The 21,133-nt window shown below is 68.7% G+C and carries 18 protein-coding genes; 5 read left to right on the top strand and 13 right to left on the bottom strand.

What is annotated here, in order from left to right:
* Nucleotides 1-4 precede the first annotated feature (4 nt).
* On the bottom strand, nt 5-409 hold the full coding sequence (locus ACFYO0_RS29390; protein ID WP_388682041.1) for a winged helix-turn-helix transcriptional regulator: 405 nt from the start codon (nt 407-409) through the stop codon (nt 5-7).
* 91 nt (nt 410-500) lie between these two features.
* Here ACFYO0_RS29390 and ACFYO0_RS29385 point away from each other — a divergent pair, with 91 nt between their 5' ends.
* Both ACFYO0_RS29385 and rarD read left to right on the top strand, forming a co-directional pair.
* A complete protein-coding gene (locus tag ACFYO0_RS29385; RefSeq protein WP_388682037.1) occupies nt 501-1,355 on the top strand; it encodes an SDR family oxidoreductase in 855 nt (284 codons plus the stop codon).
* A gap of 201 nt (nt 1,356-1,556) precedes the next feature.
* Nucleotides 1,557-2,519 (top strand): EamA family transporter RarD, encoded by a 963-nt coding sequence (gene rarD / locus ACFYO0_RS29380; RefSeq protein WP_388682273.1) that lies wholly within the window; start codon nt 1,557-1,559, stop codon nt 2,517-2,519.
* A gap of 3 nt (nt 2,520-2,522) precedes the next feature.
* On the opposite strand, the gene ACFYO0_RS29375 is transcribed toward rarD, so the two are convergent.
* Nucleotides 2,523-3,746: a 4-hydroxybenzoate 3-monooxygenase gene (locus ACFYO0_RS29375; RefSeq protein ID WP_388682034.1), complete on the bottom strand. Its 1,224-nt coding sequence runs from the start codon at nt 3,744-3,746 to the stop codon at nt 2,523-2,525.
* A 50-nt stretch (nt 3,747-3,796) separates the two neighbouring features.
* Complete coding sequence (locus tag ACFYO0_RS29370) at nt 3,797-4,255, bottom strand: hypothetical protein (protein WP_388682031.1); 459 nt, start codon at nt 4,253-4,255, stop codon at nt 3,797-3,799.
* Nucleotides 4,256-4,289: 34 nt separating this feature from the next.
* Here ACFYO0_RS29370 and ACFYO0_RS29365 point away from each other — a divergent pair, with 34 nt between their 5' ends.
* Both ACFYO0_RS29365 and ACFYO0_RS29360 read left to right on the top strand, forming a co-directional pair.
* Nucleotides 4,290-4,673 carry a hypothetical protein gene (locus tag ACFYO0_RS29365; protein WP_388682029.1) on the top strand — a complete coding sequence of 128 codons (384 nt, stop codon included), beginning with the start codon at nt 4,290-4,292 and terminating at the stop codon, nt 4,671-4,673.
* Nucleotides 4,674-4,751: 78 nt separating this feature from the next.
* Nucleotides 4,752-5,216, top strand: coding sequence for a VOC family protein (locus ACFYO0_RS29360; protein ID WP_388682026.1), 465 nt, complete (start codon nt 4,752-4,754; stop codon nt 5,214-5,216).
* A gap of 85 nt (nt 5,217-5,301) precedes the next feature.
* Here the strand turns inward: ACFYO0_RS29360 and ACFYO0_RS29355 are convergent, their stop codons facing one another.
* The 6 genes from ACFYO0_RS29355 to ACFYO0_RS29330 all read right to left on the bottom strand — a co-directional run bounded on the left by ACFYO0_RS29355 (nt 5,302) and on the right by ACFYO0_RS29330 (nt 12,225).
* Nucleotides 5,302-6,267: an ABC transporter permease gene (locus ACFYO0_RS29355; RefSeq protein WP_388682023.1), complete on the bottom strand. Its 966-nt coding sequence runs from the start codon at nt 6,265-6,267 to the stop codon at nt 5,302-5,304.
* Nucleotides 6,254-7,249 carry an ABC transporter ATP-binding protein gene (locus ACFYO0_RS29350; RefSeq protein WP_388682020.1) on the bottom strand — a complete coding sequence of 332 codons (996 nt, stop codon included), beginning with the start codon at nt 7,247-7,249 and terminating at the stop codon, nt 6,254-6,256. Before ACFYO0_RS29350 ends, ACFYO0_RS29355 begins: the two co-directional genes overlap by 14 nt.
* Nucleotides 7,250-7,326: 77 nt before the next feature.
* Entirely contained in the window at nt 7,327-8,553 is a 1,227-nt protein-coding gene (locus ACFYO0_RS29345) for an outer membrane lipoprotein carrier protein LolA (protein WP_388682018.1), read from the bottom strand.
* Between the two features lie 291 nt (nt 8,554-8,844).
* Nucleotides 8,845-9,873 (bottom strand): CHRD domain-containing protein, encoded by a 1,029-nt coding sequence (locus ACFYO0_RS29340; protein WP_388682014.1) that lies wholly within the window; start codon nt 9,871-9,873, stop codon nt 8,845-8,847.
* A gap of 172 nt (nt 9,874-10,045) precedes the next feature.
* Nucleotides 10,046-11,056, bottom strand: coding sequence for a polyprenyl synthetase family protein (locus ACFYO0_RS29335; protein ID WP_388682010.1), 1,011 nt, complete (start codon nt 11,054-11,056; stop codon nt 10,046-10,048).
* Nucleotides 11,057-11,418: 362 nt separating this feature from the next.
* Complete coding sequence (locus ACFYO0_RS29330) at nt 11,419-12,225, bottom strand: Cof-type HAD-IIB family hydrolase (RefSeq protein ID WP_388682007.1); 807 nt, start codon at nt 12,223-12,225, stop codon at nt 11,419-11,421.
* Between the two features lie 194 nt (nt 12,226-12,419).
* On the opposite strand from ACFYO0_RS29330, the gene fahA reads away from it, so the two are divergent.
* Nucleotides 12,420-13,634: a fumarylacetoacetase gene (gene fahA / locus ACFYO0_RS29325; RefSeq protein ID WP_388682004.1), complete on the top strand. Its 1,215-nt coding sequence runs from the start codon at nt 12,420-12,422 to the stop codon at nt 13,632-13,634.
* 51 nt (nt 13,635-13,685) lie between these two features.
* Here the strand turns inward: fahA and recQ are convergent, their stop codons facing one another.
* The 4 genes from recQ to nuoL form a co-directional block, all read right to left on the bottom strand.
* A complete protein-coding gene (recQ, locus tag ACFYO0_RS29320) occupies nt 13,686-15,713 on the bottom strand; it encodes a DNA helicase RecQ (RefSeq protein ID WP_388682001.1) in 2,028 nt (675 codons plus the stop codon).
* Between the two features lie 214 nt (nt 15,714-15,927).
* Nucleotides 15,928-17,577, bottom strand: coding sequence for an NADH-quinone oxidoreductase subunit NuoN (gene nuoN, locus ACFYO0_RS29315; RefSeq protein ID WP_388681998.1), 1,650 nt, complete (start codon nt 17,575-17,577; stop codon nt 15,928-15,930).
* Nucleotides 17,574-19,145, bottom strand: coding sequence for an NADH-quinone oxidoreductase subunit M (locus ACFYO0_RS29310; protein ID WP_388681994.1), 1,572 nt, complete (start codon nt 19,143-19,145; stop codon nt 17,574-17,576). The genes nuoN and ACFYO0_RS29310 overlap by 4 nt, the downstream gene beginning before the upstream one ends.
* A gap of 5 nt (nt 19,146-19,150) precedes the next feature.
* Entirely contained in the window at nt 19,151-21,127 is a 1,977-nt protein-coding gene (nuoL, locus tag ACFYO0_RS29305; RefSeq protein WP_388681991.1) for an NADH-quinone oxidoreductase subunit L, read from the bottom strand.
* Nucleotides 21,128-21,133 lie beyond the last annotated feature (6 nt).

The raw sequence follows: 21,133 nt of genomic DNA, 5'->3' as shown, positions 1-21,133 counted from the left end.
GGAACTACTCCCTGGCCGCGTCATACTCCTCACGCGCCTTCAGCACCGCGTCCATGCGGTGCGACGTCCAGTCGGCCAGCGCCCGCACCTGTTCGGCGGCCTCGCGGCCCAGGTCCGTCAGCGAGTAGTCCACCCTCGGTGGGATCACCGGCTTCGCGTCCCGGTGGACCAGCCCGTCCCGCTCCAGGGTCTGCAACGTCTGCGTGAGCATCTTCTCGCTGACGCGCCCGATGGCACGGCGCAGCTCGCTGAAGCGGTGCGGGCGGTCCAGGAGCCGGATCAGGACGAGGACGCCCCAGCGGCTGGTGACGTGCTCCAGCACGAGGCGATGGGGGCACATCGCCTCGCCCTCGACGTTCCATTTGCCGGCTGGTACGGGAGTTGTGACAACTGCATCACTTACGGCCATGCAAGTACCTTACTTCAAAGTGGGTACTTTCGGAGAGTTAGTGCAGCCCCTATGGTTAGTGCATACCCACACCACAAGGAGCTGCAACATCATGAGCATTGTCGTCACCGGAGCCACCGGACACCTCGGCCGTCTCGTCATCGAAGGGCTGCTGGAGAAGGTCCCGGCCGACCAGATCACGGCTGTCGCCCGCAGCGAGGAGAAGGCCGCGGACTTCGCGGCCCGCGGCGTGAAGGTGGCCATCGCCGACTACAACGCTCCCGAGACCTTCGACAGCGTTTTCTCCGCCGGTGACAAGGTCCTCCTCATCTCCGGCAACGAGTTCGACAAGGGTCGCGTGGGCCAGCACAAGGTCGTCCTCGAAGCCGCCAAGGCCGCCGGAGTCGCGCTCCTCGCGTACACCAGCGCCCCCGGCAGCCTGTCCGCGGCGCTGGCCGACGACCACCGGGGCACCGAGGCCGCGATCCTCGAGTCCGGCGTGACGTACACCCTGCTGCGCAACGGCTGGTACAACGAGAACTACACCGAGAGCCTGGGCCAGGTCCTCGAGCACGGCGCCGTCGTCCAGGCCGCCGGCGACGGCAAGGTCTCCTCGGCCTCCCGCGCGGACTACGCGGCCGCCGCCGTGGCCGTGCTGACGGGCGAGGGCCACGAGAACAAGACGTACGAGCTGGGCGGCGACACCGCCTGGGGCTTCGCCGAGTACGCGGCCGAGGTGGCCAAGCAGTCCGGCAAGGAGATCGCGTACAGCCCCGTATCCGTCGAGGTCTTCACAGGCATCCTGACCGGCGTCGGCCTGCCCGAGCCGCTCGCCGCGACCATCGCCGGCGTGGACGCGTCCATCGAGAAGGGCGAGCTGGTCGTCACCAGCGGCGACCTGTCCCGGCTGACCGGCCGCCCGACCACCCCGATCGCGGACTCGGTCGCGACGGCGCTCAAGGGCTGACCTGATCGATCTCGCCCGAGCCTCCTCCAGGGCGACGGCGCCCGAGGTCCGACTCCACCCGTCGCTCTCGAGCCTCGTCGCCTTCACCCCCGCTTGTCATGACCGTATCGCGGATACGGCCATGACAGGTGGGGGTGTTCGGCGCTACCGTCGTGAACGGCTGCGCGCTCGCAGCCGTGCGAGAGGGGAGAGGTCGTGCCGGTGGAGTCCAGAGGTGAGCGGCGGATAGGCCTGCTGAACGGCTTCGCGGCGTACGGCATGTGGGGACTCGTCCCCCTCTTCTGGCCGCTCCTCCAGCCCGCCGGAGCAGTCGAGATCCTCGCCCACCGCATGGTGTGGTCACTCGGCGTCGTCGCGATCGCGCTGCTGGTGATACGGCGCTGGGCCTGGGCCGGTGAACTGCTGCGGCAGCCGCGCAGACTGGGCCTGATCACGGTCGCGGCCACCGTGATCACCATCAACTGGGGTGTCTACATCTGGGCCGTCAACACGGGTCACGTGGTCGAGGCGTCCCTCGGCTACTTCATCAACCCGCTCGTCACCATCGCGATGGGCGTCCTGCTCCTGAAGGAGCGGCTGCGGCCCGCACAGTGGGCAGCGGTCGGCATCGGCTTCGCCGCCGTCCTCGTGCTGACGATCGGGTACGGGCAGCCGCCGTGGATCTCCCTCTGCCTCGCCTTCTCCTTCGCGACGTACGGGCTGGTGAAGAAGAAGGTCAACCTCGGCGGTCTTGAGTCGCTGGCCGCGGAGACGGCGATCCAGTTCCTGCCCGCGCTCGGCTACCTGCTGTGGCTGGCGGGGCAGGGCGACATGGCGTTCGGCGCCGAGGGCGCCGGGCACGCGGCACTGCTGGCCGCGACCGGTGTGGTGACGGCGGCGCCGCTCGTCTGCTTCGGGGCGGCGGCGATCCGCGTACCGTTGTCGACGCTCGGACTGCTCCAGTACCTGGCACCGGTGCTGCAGTTCCTGCTCGGCGTCCTGTACTTCCATGAGGCCATGCCCGCCGAGCGGTGGGCCGGGTTCGCGCTGGTGTGGGCCGCGCTGTCGCTGCTGACGTGGGACGCGCTGCGGACGTCACACCGGGCAAGGCTGACTCTGCAGGCAGCAGGGGTCGACGCGGACGTCCCGGAGATCGAGAAGCCAACCTCGAGCCCCCGGCTCTAGAGGTCAGTAATCGGCGTCCTTGCCGATGTACAGCCCCGCGAACCCGGCCGCGGCAGTGGGCGAGGCGAGAGTCCGCCGCAGCCGGGCCGCGGTGATGCCCGCCCGGAACGGGTCACCGGACGAGGCGCCGTGGTAGATGTCCGACAGCCACGTCGAGAACTCCTGGTACTGCCACACCCGCCCCAGACAGGCCGCCGAGTAACCGCTGAGCCCGCTCTCGTCGCCCTTGCCGCAGTACGCGGTGAGCGCGTCGCCGAGCAGCAGGGCATCGTGGATCGCGAGGTTCATGCCCTTCGCGCCGATCGGCGCCAGGAGGTGAGCCGCGTCGCCGGCCAGATACAGCCGCCCGTACCCCATCGGTTCCACGACGTAGTTGTGCATGTCCAGGACCCGCTTCTCGATCAGCCGCCCTTCGGTGAGCGGCTGGGCCCCGTCCGCCGCGAGCCGCTCATGGAGCTCGGCCCAGACGCGTTCGTGCGGCCAGTTCTCGGGGTCGTCGCCGGGCGGGCACTCCAGGTAGTAGCGGGTGACCTGCGGGCTGCGGGCCATATGCCCCGCGAAGCCCCGCGGATGGATACCGAAGACGACGCAGTCGTTGGACGGCGGCGCCTCGGCGAGCAGCGCCAGCCAGCCGATGCCGTACTCGTGCCGGGCCACGCCGACGTGCTCCGGCGGCAGGCACGCCCGCGTGACGCCGCGCGCACCGTCGCAGCCCGCCACGGCCGCGCAGTCGAGTCGTACGCGCCCGCCCGTGTCCGGATCCGTGTACGAAACCGAGGGCTGATCGGAGTCGATGGCGCCCAGCTCCACGTCGTGTACGCCGAAACGGATGTCACCGCCCCGCTCGTCCGCATACACGCGCACCAGGTCCGTCACCAACAACGGCTGGGGATAGGCGAAGTGGTGGTGCCCGGACATGTCGCCGTACCGGAACGTGTACCGCTCCCCCGCGAACCGGAACTCGCATTCGCTGTGCACCTGGGCGTTCTCCAGCAGCCGGTCGGCGAGGCCGCGCCGCTCCAGGGCGCGCACCGCCCACTCCTCCAGGAAGCCCGCGCGGGGCCGCTGTTCGATGAACTCCCTGCTCTCCGTCTCCAGCACCACACAGTCGACGGAGGCGGCACGCAGGATGTTGGCGACGGTGAGACCGGCGGGGCCGGCGCCGACGACGACGACCGAGGTGCGCTCTGTGGACGAGGTGGAGGAGGGGGCGGCGGTGTCCGTCATAAGGACAGTATGTCGGCGAGCACCGTGCTGTGTGGCGTGCCCGCGCATCCTCAACTCGCCGTCTGCCGGGCCGCGTTGGCGCTCACATCGGAGCTCGCCTCGGCAGTCGCTCCGGCCACCCGCCTCCCTCGCCCGCCACGCAGACCGAAGGACGAGATCAGCGCACCCAGCGTCACCATCGCCACGGGCACGATCAGTGCCGTACGGAAGGCGGACAGGGTGGACGCCGGGTCCGAACCCGAGGAGGCCAGGCCGTACACCGCCGTCACCGCCGAGATTCCGAAGGCCGAACCGAACTGGGTCGCGGCATTCAACAGGCCACCCGCCAAGCCCTGTTCGGACTCCGTGACGCCGTCCGTCGCCGCGATGGTGAGCGGACCGTAGGCCAGGGCGAAGGCGATGCCCGCGATGAGGAGAGTGGGGAACATCGCGGCGTACGTCCAGTCCATGCCGACCGGCAGGAAGAGCCCGTACGCGACGATCCCCAGGACGAAGCCGCCGAGGATCACCCGCCCGTTGCCGAACCGGTTGACCAGCCGGGACGTGAGCTGGCGCCAGGATCGCGTCGCAGCCCATCACCACCAGGGCGATCGCCGTCTGGAGCGAGGACCAGCCGCGCAGTTCCTGCAGATAGAGCGTGACGACGAACTGGAAGCCGAAGAAGGCACCGACGAAGAGCAGCGCGCCGAGATCGGCCCGTACGACGGATGCCTTGCGCAGGATGCCCAGGCGTACGAGGGGCGCGGGGCTGCGGCGTTCGACGACGACGAACGCGGTGGCGAGGAGTGCGGCGGCGACTGCCGCCCCGGCCGTCAGCTGCCAGCCGTCCAGGCCGTGTTCGAGTCGTATGACGGCCTACGCGGCGAGCAGCATGGCTCCGGCGGCGGTACACCAGGGGGAGATCGCGGCGGCCCGGCAGGCGTATGACGCGGCCGAGAGTGGGAGAGGGTAGATGCGGCGGGGCGAAAGCCCGTGGGAAACCCCCATCCGACGTACCGTCAACCCATGACTCAGCCGCCCACGCCCCTCCACTGGAAGCTCGTCATCGACGCCGCCGACCCGCACGCCCAGGCCGACTTCTGGGCCGCCACCCTCGGCTACGAAGTCGAGGACAACAGCGTCCTCATCGAACGCCTGCTGGGCTTCGGCGCCGTACCGCTCGAGATCACCGTCGAGTCCCACGGCCGCAAGGCCTGGCGCGATCTCGTCGCCGTACGACACCCGCAGGACCCGTACGACAAGGAGAGCGGCACGGGTCTCGGCCGACGCCTGCTCTTCCAGCGCGTACCGGAGCCGAAGACCGTCAAGAACCGGCTGCACATCGACGTACACGCCGAGCCCGGGCAACGCGAGGCGGAGGTCGCGCGACTGACGGACCTGGGGGCTGCGGTAGTGCGCGAGGTGAAGGAGCCAGGCGGCGAGTGGGTCATCATGACGGACCCGGAGGGCAACGAATTCTGCGTCCACTGAGCGCCCCGCCCATACAAGCCGCCGGCCAGGCGGCGAGCGGTCGGGCGGCGATGGGTCAGACCGTGATCGGTCAGGCGGTGATCGGTCAGGCGGTGATGTCCTTCGTCGTGAACCGCGCCCACGCCGCAGTGCCGAACACCGCCGCGTACAGGCCCTGAAGGCCGAGGTTGCGGAGCAGATCGTCCCAGTACACCGGATCGCGCATCAGGTCCGCGAAGGACAGCCAGTAGTGCGAGAAGAAGTACGGCTGTATCGCGTGGAGTTGGGGTATCTGGTCGAGGATCTGGATGGTGATCAGCAGGCCCACGGTCGTCGCCATCGCCGCTATGCCGCTGCCGGTGAGCGTCGAGACGAACAGGCCGAGCGCCGCTATCCCGATCAGTGAGGCGGCGACGGTCAGCGCGATCAGAAACGCCCGCCCCAGCCCTTCACCGAAGCTGATCCGCGTGCCGGAGATCGTCGTCAGCTCGCCGAGCGGGAACAGCAGGGAGCCCACGATCAGTGCCGACACCGCCACGACAAGCGTCGCCACTACACAGAACGCCAGCGTGGTCGCGTACTTCGTGAGCAGCAGCCGCGTACGCCCCGCGGGTGCGACCAGCAGATAGCGAAGCGTCCCTGCGTTCGCCTCACCCGCTATCGCATCCCCCGCGATCACTCCGATCGCCATCGGCAGGAAGAAGGGCAGCGTCGCGGCGAGCGCGGTGAACACCAGGAACAGTCCGTTGTTGGTGATCTGCGAGACGAACGCCGGTCCCGCGCCGCCACCACCCCCGCCGTCACTCGTCTCGATCTTCACGGCGATCCCGACGAGCACCGGCACCGCGGCCAGCACGCCCAGCAGCGCGATCGTCCGCCACCGGCGCAGGGTGGTCACCAGCTCGTTGCGCAGCAGGCCGACGGTCCACAGCGGACTCGGCTTCCGCACGCCGACGACCTCGCGGGTGCCGTAGCCGGCGCTGACGTCGGTCACCTCCGAAACCTCAGAGATCCCTGAGGCTTGAGAGCCTTCCGAGACTCCAGAAGCCCCAGATGCTTCAGCCCGCGACATCGAAGCCCTCCCCCGTAAGCGCCACGAACGCGTCCTCCAGCGAAGCCCTTTCGAGCCCGAAGCCCCGTACGCGAACGCCCGCCGACACCAGGGCCGCGTTCACCTCGGCGAGGTCGCGGTCGTCCGGAGGCTCGCCGGTCACCCGGTCCTCCGTGACGACGACGTCGGCCACGCCCTGCTCCTTCAGTACACGGGCCGCGTCGCCCGGATCCGGCGTCGTGACGACCAGGCGGCCACGGGCGCCGGCAGCCAGCTCGGCCACCGGCCCCTGGGTGATCAGCCGCCCCTGCGCCATCACCGCGGCATGCGTGCACACCTGCTCGATCTCGTCCAGCAGATGCGAGGAGAGGAAGACGGTCGTACCGTCCGACGCCAACTCCCGTACCAGCGAACGGATTTCGCGCATCCCCTGTGGATCGAGCCCATTGGTCGGCTCGTCCAGGACCAGCAGCCGGCGCGGCTGGAGCAGTGCCGCCGCCAGTCCCAGCCGCTGCTTCATGCCCAGGGAGTAGGCCTTCGCCTTCTTGCTCGCGGCGGCCGTCAGTCCGACCCGGTCGAGGGCCGCCGCGACGCGAGTACGCCGGGTGCGGGGATCGGCGGTCGGGTCGGCGGAGTCGTACCGCAGGAGGTTGTCGCGGCCGGACAGGAATCCGTACAGAGCCGGTCCCTCGATCAGCGCGCCCACCTGCGGGAGCACCGTGCGGGTGGCGCGGGGCATGGACTGTCCCAGGACGCGCGCCGTGCCCGAAGTCGGCTCGATCAGGCCCATCAGCATTCTGATGGTGGTGGTCTTGCCGGAGCCGTTCGGCCCCAGGAAGCCGAAGACGCTGCCCGCCGGGACGGCCAGATCGAGGCCGTCGACGGCGAGTTGTCCGCCGCGGTAGCGCTTGGTGAGCGCACGAGTGGCGATCACCGTGTCCGGCCCGGTTTCCGGACCAGGTCCCGGCCCGCTGCCCGGTTCCGCGGTGGACCGTTCCGCCATCGACTCCCTCAACTCCCTGTTGGTGCCCGACCAGAACCCTCCGGTCGGGCACCAACTCCCTGTCCTTCTCTGCCCTGTTACTTGGCGGCGTTGGCCGCCTTCACCAGTGCGTCCTTCGTGACGGCGCCCGCGTACACCTGGCCGTCGTCCGTGATGAGCGCGTTGACCAGTCGGGTCGAGAAGACCGTGCCCGAGCCGAACTTGCCGCTCACCTTCGTGCCCAGCGAGTCGAGGAAGCTGCCGGCGTCGCCGGACGCCGACGGTACGCCCTCGCCGCCGGTGTCGAACCGGGCGATGGTGGTCCAGCCCTCGCCTATGGTCTTGAGCCCTTCGAACCCTTCGAACCCTTCAAGCCCTTGGCCCAGGTCCTCCTCGGCCTTCGGACGTGCCTGGTCCTCGGCCTTCATTTCGTCGCCCTCGGTGACCTTCGCGCCCTTCGGCGGGCTGAAGTCGAAGGTGGACGCGTCCGGCTTGCTGAAGTCGACCTTGGTGAAGCCCGCGTCCACGACGGCCGCGCCACCGCTCGCCGGACTCAGCGTGAACTTCAGCGGCATACCGGTCTTGGAGTCCACCGCTATCGAAATCTGACCGATCGTCGAACCGGACTGCTTCGGCTTGATGACCAGCTTGTACGCATCGCGGCCCGCGACCTGAGCCGTGCCGTCGACGGTCACGGACGTCGTGTCATCGACCGCCTTCAGCGCCTCGTCGGCCATCTCCTTGGGCGTGGTCGGGACGTCCTTCGGCGCCTCTTCCTTCTTGTCCTCGCCCTCGGCGGCACCGGAGGCGTCCTTCATGTGGAACGCCTCGTTCGACGCGCTGTCGTACGCCCACACCTCGTCGCCGTTGTGGATCAGGCTGTACTCGGCGGCCTTGTCCAGCAGCGACACCTTGTGCTTGTCCGGGCCGTCGGCGGCGACACGCAACGTATGCGTACCGGACGCCAGTTCCATGAGCTTGGTCGACGGATCGGCGGAGGAACCCTCGTCGTCGGAACCGCCGGCGCCGCCGCCACCCGGAGCGAAGCTGCTCTCCAGGCCGCCGAGGTCCGGCAGGCCCAGATTCGTGCTGACCTTCACCGTGCCGGACAGCTGCTGTACGTCGGACGCGGCGATCTTCTCTATGAGTTGCTCAGCGGTGATCTCCGGCAGGTCGGGGTCGCCGGAGCCCGCGAACGCCGGGACCAGCCCGATGGTCGCCGCCGCCAACCCCATCACCGCGACGGGGACGACGTACCGCGCCGCCTTGCGCCGGCCGGTCCGCAGCTCCTCGTTCGTGTCGTCGTCGGATTCGTACGGTGCCATGTGTGCCCTACCTCCGTCGTCGGCGGCGGCTTACCGTCATTGCACTCGTCCACCCCGGCCGCCATTGTCACCCGAACTCCTGTGAAGTGGTGTTTCCAATCAGACCAAATCGGCCGACGAGAAGCGTCAGACCTCGGAGCCAACTCCGTGTACTGCTGCGGTATGACTCGAGTGGGCGGCGCCTCCCCCACCCCGTAAGGGTCGTGCGGGAAGACGCCGCCCGTAATTCCGTTCAGAGCCGGTGGGTCATCGCTTCAACAGGCCGTGGATCACCGGGTCAACAGCCGGTCGTCACCGGTTGATGAACACGTAGTCCGCCCCGTAAGGCACACCCACGATGGTCCCCTCCTCGCAGGCCCCGGCAGGAGCCACCCCGCCCACCGTGTTCAGCCGAAGGATCTCGGCCGTACCGGCCAACAGCCCGCGGTGCTTGCCGGACTGAGTGGCCTTGAGGTCCAGCTCCGGGATGTTCTTGTCGCCGTTCGGCGTCTTGGAGATCAGCGCACCGGTGACCGCGCTGCGGTCCGGCGCGATCCACTGCGGCGTACCGGAGTTGGGCCTCACGAAGGAGTGCGCGATGCCACCGCCGAGTACGGCACGCACATCACGCTGCGCGAAGGCGGTGGTGCCGTCGTCCGCCTTCTTGCACTCGTAGATCTGCTTGCCCTTGATGACGGAGGCCTGGAAGTTGTGCAGCGCGTTCTTGAAGTCGAAGTCCGTGGTGACCTTGTGGAGTTGGCCGCGGACGGCTCCGCCCGGGAACTCTGCGGTGTGCAGATTGGCGTAGAAACCACCCGGGTTGGACTTCAGCTGGTCGAGCAGGGCGGTGTCCTCGACCTTGACCGTGCCGGTGACCGTACGACCCTTGGCCTTCTCCAGCAGCTTGGTGAAGTCGACCTTGACGCCGCCGTTGACTCCCTTGGCGCCCTGGTGGATGTGGAGCAGGGTCGGCTTGTCGGTGCCGCGCCACTTGACCGCGACGGACACCTTGTCGCCCTTGACCTTCACGAACTGGAGCGCCGCGCCGTCCTTGTCGCCGACGGCGGGGCCGCCCTGGACCGGCACCTCGTTCGCGCCATTGAGGCTCGCGGCAAGGATGGTGCCGCCGCTGCCACTGCCGCCCGCGAGGCCGCTCTGCACCTCGATGGACTGGCCCCCGTGCTGCGCGTGGTTCGCGCCCTTGCCCTTGCCGTTGCCCTGGTTCGCGCTGTCCGCGACCGCCGGGATGACGGCGGCGGCGACACCGGCCGCGGCGGCCACCGCGACACCGGAGATGACCAGGCTCTTACGGCGCTTCGCGGACGTAGTGAATGTCCCCATGATTCTGTTTTCTCCCCGTAATTCAGCTGACGCCCCCTGCGTCAGCTTCTGGGCTTGAATACGGAGTAGATCTGAGTCTGGACTCAATCCAACTATGTGACGTGCATCACTCTGAATCGGGTCCTGGTTCGTGTGTCTGGTCCGGGCCCTTGGTTCAGAGACTGCGGCGGCGTCAGCCCGCCCGGTGCACCACCGCGTCGCACAGCTCCACGAGTGCTGCCTTCGCACCGCACTCCGGCAGCGGCACCAGTGCGGCGCGGGCCTCCTCGGCGTACCGAACGGTGTCGCGGCGGGCCTGCTCCAAAGCCGGGTGGGCGCGGAGGAGGGAAAGTGCCTCGGCATGCCGGGCGTCATCCGTCAGGTCCGAGTCGAGCAGTTCGGACAACGCGATGTCGTCGGCCAGCCCTAGCCGCTCCACGCGCTCGCGCAGCCGCAGCACGGGGAGGGTGGGGATGCCCTCGCGCAGGTCGGTGCCCGGCGTCTTGCCGGACTCGTGCGAATCGCTGGCGATGTCCAGTACGTCGTCGGCGAGCTGGAAGGCGACGCCGAGCCGCTCCCCGTACTGCGTGAGCACGTCCACCACGGTCTCGTCGGCGCCCGACATCATCGCGCCGAACCGTCCCGACACGGCGATCAGCGAGCCGGTCTTGCCGCCGATCACATCCAGGTAGTGGTCGATCGGGTCGCGTCCGTCGCGTGGTCCGGCCGTCTCCAGAATCTGGCCGGTGACCAGGCGCTCGAACGCCTCGGCCTGGATCCGTACGGCCTCCGGCCCGAGGTCGGCCAGGATGTGCGAGGCGCGCGCGAACAGGAAATCGCCGGTGAGCACCGCTACCGAGTTGCCCCAGCGGGTGTTGGCGCTGGGCACTCCGCGGCGTACGTCCGCCTCGTCCATCACGTCGTCGTGGTACAGCGTGGCGAGGTGGGTCAGCTCCACGACCACGGCGGAGGGCACGACACCCGGCGCGTACGGGTCCCCGAACTGCGCGGCGAGCATCACGAGCAGCGGCCGGAACCGCTTGCCGCCCGCGCGCACCAGGTGCTGCGCGGCTTCCGTGATGAACGGGACCTCGCTCTTGGTGGCCTCGAGCAGGCCCTCCTCGACAGCCGCCAGTCCGGCCTGGACATCGGCTTCGAGAGCCTGGTCCCGCACGCTCAGCCCGAACGGCCCGACGACGGTCACGAGGGTCTCCTGTCTGCTGACGCTCTCAAGGGCGGTCTCTGCGTGCTCTTGCTGCTGCTGTTGTTGCTGTTGTTGCGTTGGGTGCTGTTTGTGTTTTGTGTGCCATGTGTGCTGTAGGTGTTTGTCGATGTGTCGCTGCTCGCACTCAAGTCAGCGTATCCGGTCGCCTTTCGATCACAGTGAGCGCCTGCCCGTCCAGGCCAGGCACTATCGGATCACTGGCGGTATGTTCCCAGCGACCTGCTACGACAACGACTCACACGGCACGGAAGGTTCCGTTCCCACCGCTTCGGAGATCGCCCGGGCGGGGGGCAGGGCGTACGCCCGCGCACGGGAGGAGCTGTTTCTGTAACGGCCGCGAGTCAGCGGAACAACCGCTCCAATACCACCGCGATGCCGTCCTCCTCGTTCGACAGGGTCACCTCGTCGGCCACCGCCTTGAGTTCGGGATGGGCATTGGCCATCGCCACGCCGTGGGTTGCCCAGTCGAACATGGGGATGTCGTTGGGCATGTCACCGAAGGCGATCGTTGTGGTGCGGGTGAGACCGAGGTGGGCGGCGGCGAGTGCGAGGCCGGTCGCCTTGGTCACTCCGCATGGCTGAAGTTCGACGGTGCCGGGGCCGGACATGGTGACGGTGGCGAGGGAACCGACCGCTCCGCGGGCCGCCGACGCCAACTCGTCATCCGTCAGGCACGGATGGCGCAGAAGCACCTTGCTGATGGGCAGTGTCCAGAGGTCGTCGCGGTGGAGAACCCGCACCGCCGGCAACGTCGGATGCGGCATCTCGTAACCCGGTTCGATCAACGTGAGCCCGTCGACACCATCCTGGTCCACGGCCGCGTACACGTCCCCGACCTCGGCCTCGATCTTGCCGAGCGCCGTTTCGGCCAGCTCCCGGTCAAGGGTCACCGACCACACCATGCGGTCGGCCCCGGCGTCGTACAACTGCGCTCCCTGCCCGCACACCGCCAGCCCCTGACCGCCCAGTTCGTCGAGCAACGGCCGCACGCGCGGCGCCGGTCGCCCCGTCACCACGAGGTGCCGGGCCCCCGCCGTGGCCGCCACCGCCAGCGCGGTCCGTGACCGGTCGGAGAGGGTGTCGTCGCCGCGGAGCAGCGTTCCGTCCAGGTCAGTGGCAATAAGTGAATATGCGATCGGTGCGGCCATGATCAGAGAATACGGATCGAACGACCCCTCGACCCGCCCCGAACCGGACGTCGTCCGACACCTCGACCATCTCTCGCGTCACCGTACGCCCGAGAAATCGGCACGCCGACCGGATGCTGGAGGAGTTCAGGGATTGCGGGCGTCAACTCCCCGTAACGTGATCCCCACCCACACGGAAAGCGAGGCAGCACTCCATGCGCCCCTTCGAGGTCCCCGAGGGCGATCCCTTCGGTCCCCACAATCTTCCGTACGGCGTGTTCTCCCCAGCCGGGTCCGCGGAGCGCGGTGTCGGTGTCCGGCTGGGCGACCACGTCCTCGACGCGGGCGGCGCGGCCCGTGCGCTCGGCTCCCCGTACGTCCGTCTGCTCGCCCGCCCCACCCTCGACCCGCTGCTCGCGGCGGGCCGTACGGCCTGGTCGGATGTGCGACGAGCGATCACGGCGTGGTTGACCGTGCCCGCCCACCGGGAGACCGTCGAACCCCTGCTGCACCCGCTCTCCGAAGTAACCCTGCACCTTCCCTTCACAGTCGCGGACTACGTCGACTTCTACGCATCGGAAAACCACGCCCGCAACGTCGGCAAGATGTTCCGCCCCGACGCCGCCGACTCCCTCACCCCCAACTGGAAGCACCTGCCGATCGGTTATCACGGCCGGTCCGGCACCGTCGTGGTGTCCGGCACGGACGTGGTACGCCCCTGTGGCCAGCGCAAGGCACCCACGGACCCCGAGCCGGTCTTCGGGCCGTCCGTCCGCCTGGACATCGAGGCAGAGGTCGGCTTCGTGGTGGGTACGCCCTCCGCCATGGGCTCACGGGTGCCGCTGAGCGACTTCCGCGACCATGTCTTCGGCCTCTGCCTCCTCAACGACTGGTCCGCGCGCGACCTCCAGGCCTGGGAGTACGTCCCCCTCGGCCCCTTCCTCGGCAAGTCCTTCGCCACGTCGGTGTCGGCCTGGATCACTCCGCTCGACGCCCTGGACGATGCCCGGGTCGCGCCCCCGTCCCGTACCCACCCCCTGCTCCCCTACCTGGACGACGCCTCCGAGGAACCCGGCGGCTACGACCTGCGTATCTCCGTCGCCCTCAACGGCCATGTCATCTCCGAGCCGCCCTTCTCCACCATGTACTGGACCGCCGCCCAGCAGTTGGCCCATATGACGGTGAACGGCGCCTCCCTGCGCACCGGTGACTTCTACGGTTCGGGAACGGTGAGCGGAGCCGACGAGCGCGAACGCGGGTCGCTGCTGGAGCTGACCTGGAACGGACGCGACACCCTCGAACTCCCCGACGGCAAGCGGTCGTTCCTCGAGGACGGCGACGTCGTCACGCTGACGGCCTGGGGACCGGGGCCGAACGGAACCCGGGTGGGACTGGGCGAGGTGACGGGTCGGGTCGTACCGAGCGTGTGAGCAACTCGCTCATCCGCTCTGCCTCACCCGGTCGTCCACCCCACGCGGCCTCTATGTCCAGTCGTCCGGCCCGTCCGGCTCATCGGGCTCGCCCCAGTCCTCCGGGTCCGGCTCCCGTACCCCCGAGTCCCCGCCCTCGGCCGCGGGAGCCGGTGACACCGGCGAACCCGGAGCCAAAGAGGCAAGCACCCCGAGCACCCCGTCCCCAAATGTCGCGAGCTTCTTCTCGCCCACCCCGCTGATCCCGCCCAACTCCGTGATGGATGTGGGCCCCACCGTGACGATCTCCCGAAGTGTCGCGTCGTGGAAGATGACGTACGCCGGAACCCCCTGCTCCTTGGCCTGCGCGGCACGCCAAGCGCGCAGGGCCTCAAAGGCGGGGACCAGCTCCTCGGGCAGTTCGACCGCCACGGCCTTGGGCTTGCGCTCGCCCCTGGACGACGCCGACTTCGCGGTCACCGGCTTCTTCGGCTCCTTGCGCAGCGGCACCTCCCGCTCACGCCGCAGCACCGTCCCGCTCGCCTCGGTCAGCACCAGCGTCCCGTACTCGCCCTCGACCGCGAGCAGCCCCTGCGCCAGCAACTGCCGTACGACACCGCGCCATTCGCCCTCGGACAGCTCCTCGCCGATGCCGAACACGGACAGCTGGTCGTGGTCGAACTGTATGACCCTCGCGGTTTTGCGCCCGAGCAGAATGTCGATGATCTGGACCGCCCCGAACTTCTGCCCCCGCTCACGCTGCAACCGCACCACCGCGGACAGCACCTTCTGGGCCGCCACCGTGCCGTCCCAGGTCTCGGGCGGGACGAGGCACGTGTCGCAGTTCCCGCACGCTGCGGTCTCGGCGTCCTGACCGAAGTAGGCGAGCAGTTGGTTCCGGCGGCACTGGGCGGTCTCGCACAGTGCCAGCATCGCGTCGAGATGCGCCGCGGCCCGGCGCTGGAACGCGGCGTCGCCCTCACCGGACTGGATCAGCTTGCGCTGCTGTATGACGTCGTTCAGGCCATACGCCATCCAGGCCGTGGACGGCAGTCCGTCTCGGCCCGCGCGGCCCGTCTCCTGGTAATAGCCCTCGACCGACTTCGGCAGGTCGAGATGGGCGACGAACCGTACGTCCGGCTTGTCGATGCCCATACCGAAGGCGATGGTGGCGCAGACGACCAGGCCCTCCTCCCGCAGGAACCGCGACTGGTGAGCCGCGCGTGTGCCCGCGTCCAGGCCCGCGTGGTAGGGCACCGCCTCGATGCCGTTGCGGCAGAGGAACTCGGCCGTCTTCTCCACGGAGTTGCGCGACAAGCAGTACACGATGCCGGCGTCGCCCGCGTGCTCCTCCTTCAGGAAGGACAGCAGCTGCTTCTTGGGGTCGGCCTTCGGCACGATCCGGTACTGGATGTTGGGGCGGTCGAAGCTCGCCACGAAATGGCGGGCGTCCGGCATGTGCAGGCGCTGCGTGATCTCCTGGTGCGTCGCGTGCGTGGCCGTCGCGGTCAGTGCGATCCGCGGTACGTCGGGCCAGCGCTCGCCCAGCAGTGAGAGCGCCAGATAGTCGGGGCGGAAGTCATGGCCCCACTGGGACACGCAGTGCGCCTCGTCGATCGCGAAGACCGAGATCTTGCCGCGGGCGAGCAGGTCGAGCGTGGATTCCAGGCGCAGCCGTTCCGGGGCGAGGTAGAGCAGATCGAGCTCGCCCGCCAGGAACTCGGCCTCGACCACGCGCCTCTCGTCGAAGTCCTGCGTGGAGTTCATGAACCCGGCGCGCACGCCGAGCGCCCGCAGCGCGTCCACCTGGTCCTGCATCAGCGCGATCAAGGGGGACACCACTACACCCGTACCGGGTCTGACCAGGGAGGGGATCTGGTAACAGAGCGACTTGCCGCCGCCCGTCGGCATGAGGACCACGGCGTCGCCGCCGGTCACCACATGCTCGATGACCGCTTCCTGCTCACCGCGGAACGCCTCGTACCCGAAGACACGGCGGAGCGTGCCCAGCACCTCGCTCTCCGCGAGCCCTGCGGCCCTGCTCTCGCCGAGCCCCACGGCCTGCCCGGCAAGCCCTGCGGCCCTGCCCTCTTCGGTCATCACACCCGTCCCGCCTGTCCCGCCCAACCCGCTCATTGCTCTGTCCCCCGTCGCACGTCGTGCCTCGACCACTGCGTCCACGATAGGGGCCACCACCGACAGCCTCAGAGTTATCCACAGGCTGCCTTCGATGGCACCCGTCGACTCTCGGCGGACACGCACAAGGCCCCGGCTCCCGCGAAGGGAGCCGGGGCCCGATGCGCGGGTGCGCACGTCAGCGCACGAACACCCCCGCCTGTCCTGCCAGATCCAGGAAGTACTGCGGCGCCACACCGAGTACCAGCGTGACCACCACACCGAACGCGATCGCCGTCATCGTCAGCGGTGACGGCACGGCCACCGTCGGTCCCTCCGGCTTCGGCTCGCTGAAGAACATGAGCACGATCACACGGATGTAGAAGAACGCCGCGATGGCCGACGAAATCACACCGACCACGACGATCGCGCCCGCGCCGCCCTCCGCCGCCGCCTTGAACACGGCGAACTTCCCGGCGAAGCCGGAGGTGAGCGGAATGCCCGCGAAGGCCAGCAGGAAGACCGCGAACACCGCCGCCACCAGGGGCGAACGCCGCCCGAGCCCCGCCCACTTGGACAGATGCGTGGCCTCGCCGCCCGCGTCCCGCACCAGGGTCACGACCGCGAACGCACCGATCGTGACGAAGGAGTACGCCGCCAGGTAGAAGAGCACGGACGAGACGCCGTCGGCCGAGGTCGCGATGACACCGGCGAGGATGAAGCCCGCGTGCGCGATCGACGAGTACGCCAGGAGCCGCTTGATGTCGGTCTGGGTGATCGCGACGATCGCGCCGCCCAGCATGGTGACGATCGCGACGGCCCACATCACCGGCCGCCAGTCCCAGCTCAGACCCGGCAGGACCACGTACAGCAGCCGCAGCAGCGCCCCGAAGGCGGCCACCTTGGTGGCGGCGGCCATGAAGCCGGTCACCGGTGTCGGCGCGCCCTGGTACACGTCCGGGGTCCACATGTGGAACGGCACCGCTCCCACCTTGAACAGCAGACCCATGACGAGCATCGCCGCGCCGATGAGCAGCAGCGCGTCGTTGCCCATCGTCTCGGCGAGCGCCGGGGTCACGTTCTCGATCGAGCCGTCGACGACCTGCGCGATCGTCGCGTACGACACCGAGCCCGCGTAGCCGTACAGCAGGGCGATGCCGAAGAGCGTGAACGCGGAGGCGAAGGCGCCGAGCAGGAAGTACTTGACCGCCGCCTCCTGCGACATGATCCGCTTGCGGCGGGCCACGGCGCACAGCAGGTAGAGCGGCAGCGAGAAGACTTCCAGGGCGATGAACAGCGTCAGCAGGTCGTTGGCGGACGGGAAGAGGAGCATTCCGCCGATGGCGAAGAGGAGCAGCGGGAAGACCTCGGTGGTGGTGAACCCGGCCTTCACCGCGGCCTTTTCGCTGTCGCTGCCCGGCACGGATGCGGCCTGCGCGGCGAACGAGTCGACCTGGTTGCCGTGTGCCACGGGGTCGAGCCGCCGTTCGGCGAAGGTGAATACGCCGAGCAGACCGGCCAGCAGGATCGTGCCCTGCAGGAAGAGCGCCGGCCCGTCGACCGCGACGGCGCCCATCGCCACGATGCCGGCCTTCGTGGTGCCGTATCCCCTGGCCGCAAGCGCGATGACCGCGGCGAAGGCGGCGGCGAGCGAGACGACGGACAGGAACACCTGGGCGTAGTAACGGGCCTTGCGCGGCACGAACGCCTCGATGAGCACGCCGATGATCGCCGCGCCGATGACGATCAGGGTGGGCGACAACTGCCCGTATTCGATCTTGGGCGCGTCGATCTTCTCGATCGGATCGGCCGCCATTGTCCACAGGCTGTGGACGGCTGTTGCGCTCACTTGGCCGCCTCCACCTCAGGCTCGGGGTCCTGCTTCTGTACGTCGGACATGGTGTGCTCGACCGCTGGGTTGATGATGTCGGTGATCGGCTTCGGGAAGACACCCAGGAAGATCAACAGGGCGATCAACGGGGTGACGACCACGAGTTCCCGCACCCTCAGGTCAGGCATGGCCGAGACCTCGGGCTTCACCGGGCCCGTCATCGTCCTCTGGTAGAGGACGAGGGTGTAGAGCGCGGCGAGGACGATGCCGAAGGTGGCGATGATCCCGATCACCGGGTAGCGCGTGAACGTGCCGACCAGGACCAGGAATTCACTCACGAACGGCGCGAGGCCGGGCAGCGAGAGAGTCGCGAGGCCGCCGATCAGGAAGGTGCCGGCGAGCACCGGAGCAACTTTCTGCACTCCTCCGTAGTCGGCGATCAGGCGCGAGCCGCGCCGCGAGATCAGGAAGCCCGCGACCAGCATCAGGGCGGCGGTCGAGATCCCGTGGTTGACCATGTAGAGCGTCGCGCCCGACTGGCCCTGGCTGGTCATCGCGAAGATGCCCATGATGATGAACCCGAAGTGCGAGATCGACGCGTACGCCACCAGTCGCTTGATGTCACGCTGCCCGACCGCGAGCAGCGCTCCGTAGACGATGCTGATCAGGGCGAGTACGAGGATGACCGGCGTCGCCCACTTCGATGCCTCCGGGAAGAGCTGGAGGCAGAAGCGCAGCATCGCGAAGGTGCCGACCTTGTCGACGACCGCCGTGATCAGTACCGCGACCGGGGCGGTGGCCTCCCCCATGGCGTTCGGCAGCCAGGTGTGCAGCGGCCACAGGGGTGCCTTCACGGCGAACGCGAAGAAGAAGCCCAGGAAGAGCCAGCGTTCGGTGCTGGTCGCCATGTCCAGCGTGCCGTTCGCCCGGGCCTCGGCGATCTCCTGGAGCGAGAAGCTTCCGGCCACTACGTAGAGGCCGATCACGGCGGCCAGCATGATCAGGCCGCCGGCCAGGTTGTACAGGAGGAACTTCACGGCGGCGTACGAGCGTTGGGCTGCCGCGTTCTCGTCCGTACCCGCGTGGGCGCGGTCTCCGAAGCCGCCGATGAGGAAGTACATCGGGATGAGCATGGCTTCGAAGAAGATGTAGAAGAGGAAGACGTCGGTGGCCTCGAAGGAGAGGATCACCATCGCCTCGACGGCGAGGATCAGGGCGAAGAAGCCCTGTGTCGGACGCCAGCGGCTACTACGGGTCTCCAGCGGGTCGGCATCGTGCCAGCCCGCGAGGATCACGAACGGGATCAGCAGCGCGGTCAGCGCGATCAGCGCCACCCCGATGCCGTCCACACCCAGCTCGTAGCGCACGCCGAAGTCCGCGATCCAGGCGTGGGATTCGGTGAGTTGGTAGCGGTCGCCACCGGGCTCGAAGCGGACCAGGACCACCACGGCGAGTACCAGGGTGGCGAGCGAGACCAGCAGCGCCAGCCACTTGGCGGCGGTGCGGCGCGCGGCCGGCACGGCGGCCGTGGCGATCGCCCCGAGGGCCGGGAGCGCCGCCGTCGCTGTCAGCAGTGGAAAGGACATCGGTATCAGACCGCCCTCATCAGCAGGGTCGCGGCGATGAGGACCGCCGCACCGCCGAACATCGAGACCGCGTACGAGCGCGCGAAGCCGTTCTGCAGCCTGCGCAGCCGTCCGGAGAGGCCGCCCATCGAGGCCGCCGTGCCGTTGACGACCCCGTCGACCAGGCTGTGGTCGACGTACACCAGGGAGCGTGTGAGGTGCTCTCCTCCGCGTACGAGGACGACGTGGTTGAAGTCGTCCTGGAGGAGGTCACGCCGGGCGGCCCGGGTGAGCAGCGAGCCGCGCGGGGCGACGACGGGCACGGGACGGCGCCCGTACTGGAGGTAGGCGAGGCCGACGCCGATGACCATCACAGCCACCGTGGAGAGCGTGACCGTCAGGGCGCTGACCGGCGGGTGCCCGTGCGCGTGGTCGGTGACGGGCTCCAGCCAGTGGATGAACCGGTCGCCGACACCGAAGAACGCTCCCGCGAACACCGACCCGAAGGCCAGCACGATCATGGGGATCGTCATGGAACTGGGCGACTCGTGCGGATGCGGCTCAGCGTGTTCTGGGGGTCCCCCCAGGCCCTTTTGGCTCTGGGGGAGCGTCTCGGCAGCCGGCTCCACGCTCGGCTCGGCCGGGGACGGCGTCGGAGCATGCCGCCAGCGCTCCTCTCCGAAGAACGTCATCAGCATCACGCGCGTCATGTAGTACGCGGTAATGGCCGCGCCAAGGAGGGCCACGCCTCCGAGGATCCAGCCCTCGGTGCCGCCCTTGGCGAAGGCAGCCTCGATGATCTTGTCCTTGGAGAAGAAGCCGGACAGACCGGGGAAACCGATGATGGCGAGGTAGCCGAGACCGAAGGTGACGAAGGTGACCGGCATGTACTTCCTGAGGCCTCCGTACTTCCTCATGTCGACCTCGTCGTTCATGCCGTGCATGACCGAACCGGCGCCGAGGAAGAGCCCGGCCTTGAAGAAGCCGTGCGTCACCAGGTGCATGATCGCGAAGACGTAGCCGATGGGGCCGAGGCCCGCGGCGAGGATCATGTAGCCGATCTGCGACATGGTCGAGCCGGCCAGCGCCTTCTTGATGTCGTCCTTCGCACAACCGACGATCGCACCGAACAGGAGCGTGACGGCGCCGACGACGGTGACGGCCAGCTGGGCGTCCGGCGCCCCGTTGAAGATCGCGCCGGAGCGGACGATCAGGTACACGCCCGCGGTCACCATCGTCGCGGCGTGGATGAGGGCCGAGACCGGGGTCGGGCCCTCCATCGCGTCCCCGAGCCAGGACTGCAGCGGCACCTGGGCGGACTTGCCGCAGGCGGCGAGCAGCAGCATCAGGCCGATGGCGGTGAGCTTGCCCTCGCTCGTCTCGCCCGTCGCCTCCAGCACGGGCCCGAAGGCGAAGGTGCCGAACCAGGCGAACATCAGCATGATCGCGATGGAAAGGCCCATGTCGCCGACGCGGTTGACCAGGAAGGCCTTCTTCGCGGCGGTCGCGGCGCTGGGCTTGTGCTGCCAGAAGCCGATCAGCAGGTACGAGGCGAGACCGACGCCCTCCCAGCCGACGTACAGCAGCAGGTAGTTGTCGGCCAGGACGAGCAGCAGCATCGCCGCGAGGAACAGGTTCAGATAGCCGAAGAAGCGGCGTCGGCGCTCGTCGTGCTCCATGTACCCGACGGAGTACAGGTGGATCAGCGAGCCGACGCCGGTGATCAGCAGCACGAACGTCATCGACAGCTGGTCGAGCTGGAAGGCGACGTCGGCCTGGAAGCCCTCTACGGGGACCCAGCTGAACAGGTGCTGGACCATCTCCCGTTCTTCCGCGCCCTTCCCGAGCATGTCGGCGAAGAGGATCGCGCCGATCACGAAGGAGGCGGCCGCGAGGACGGTGCCGATCCAGTGGCCGACGGCATCGAGCCGTCGGCCACCGCACAGCAGTACGGCCGCTCCGAGCAGAGGCGCCGCTACCAGCAGCGCAATCAGGTTCTCCACGATTCA

The organism is Streptomyces sp. NPDC006365 (genome assembly GCF_042870755.1).
Lineage (GTDB): Bacteria > Actinomycetota > Actinomycetes > Streptomycetales > Streptomycetaceae > Streptomyces > Streptomyces xiangluensis.
Note: the sequence above shows the minus strand (reverse complement) of the source record. Positions and strands in the feature narration are given on the sequence as shown.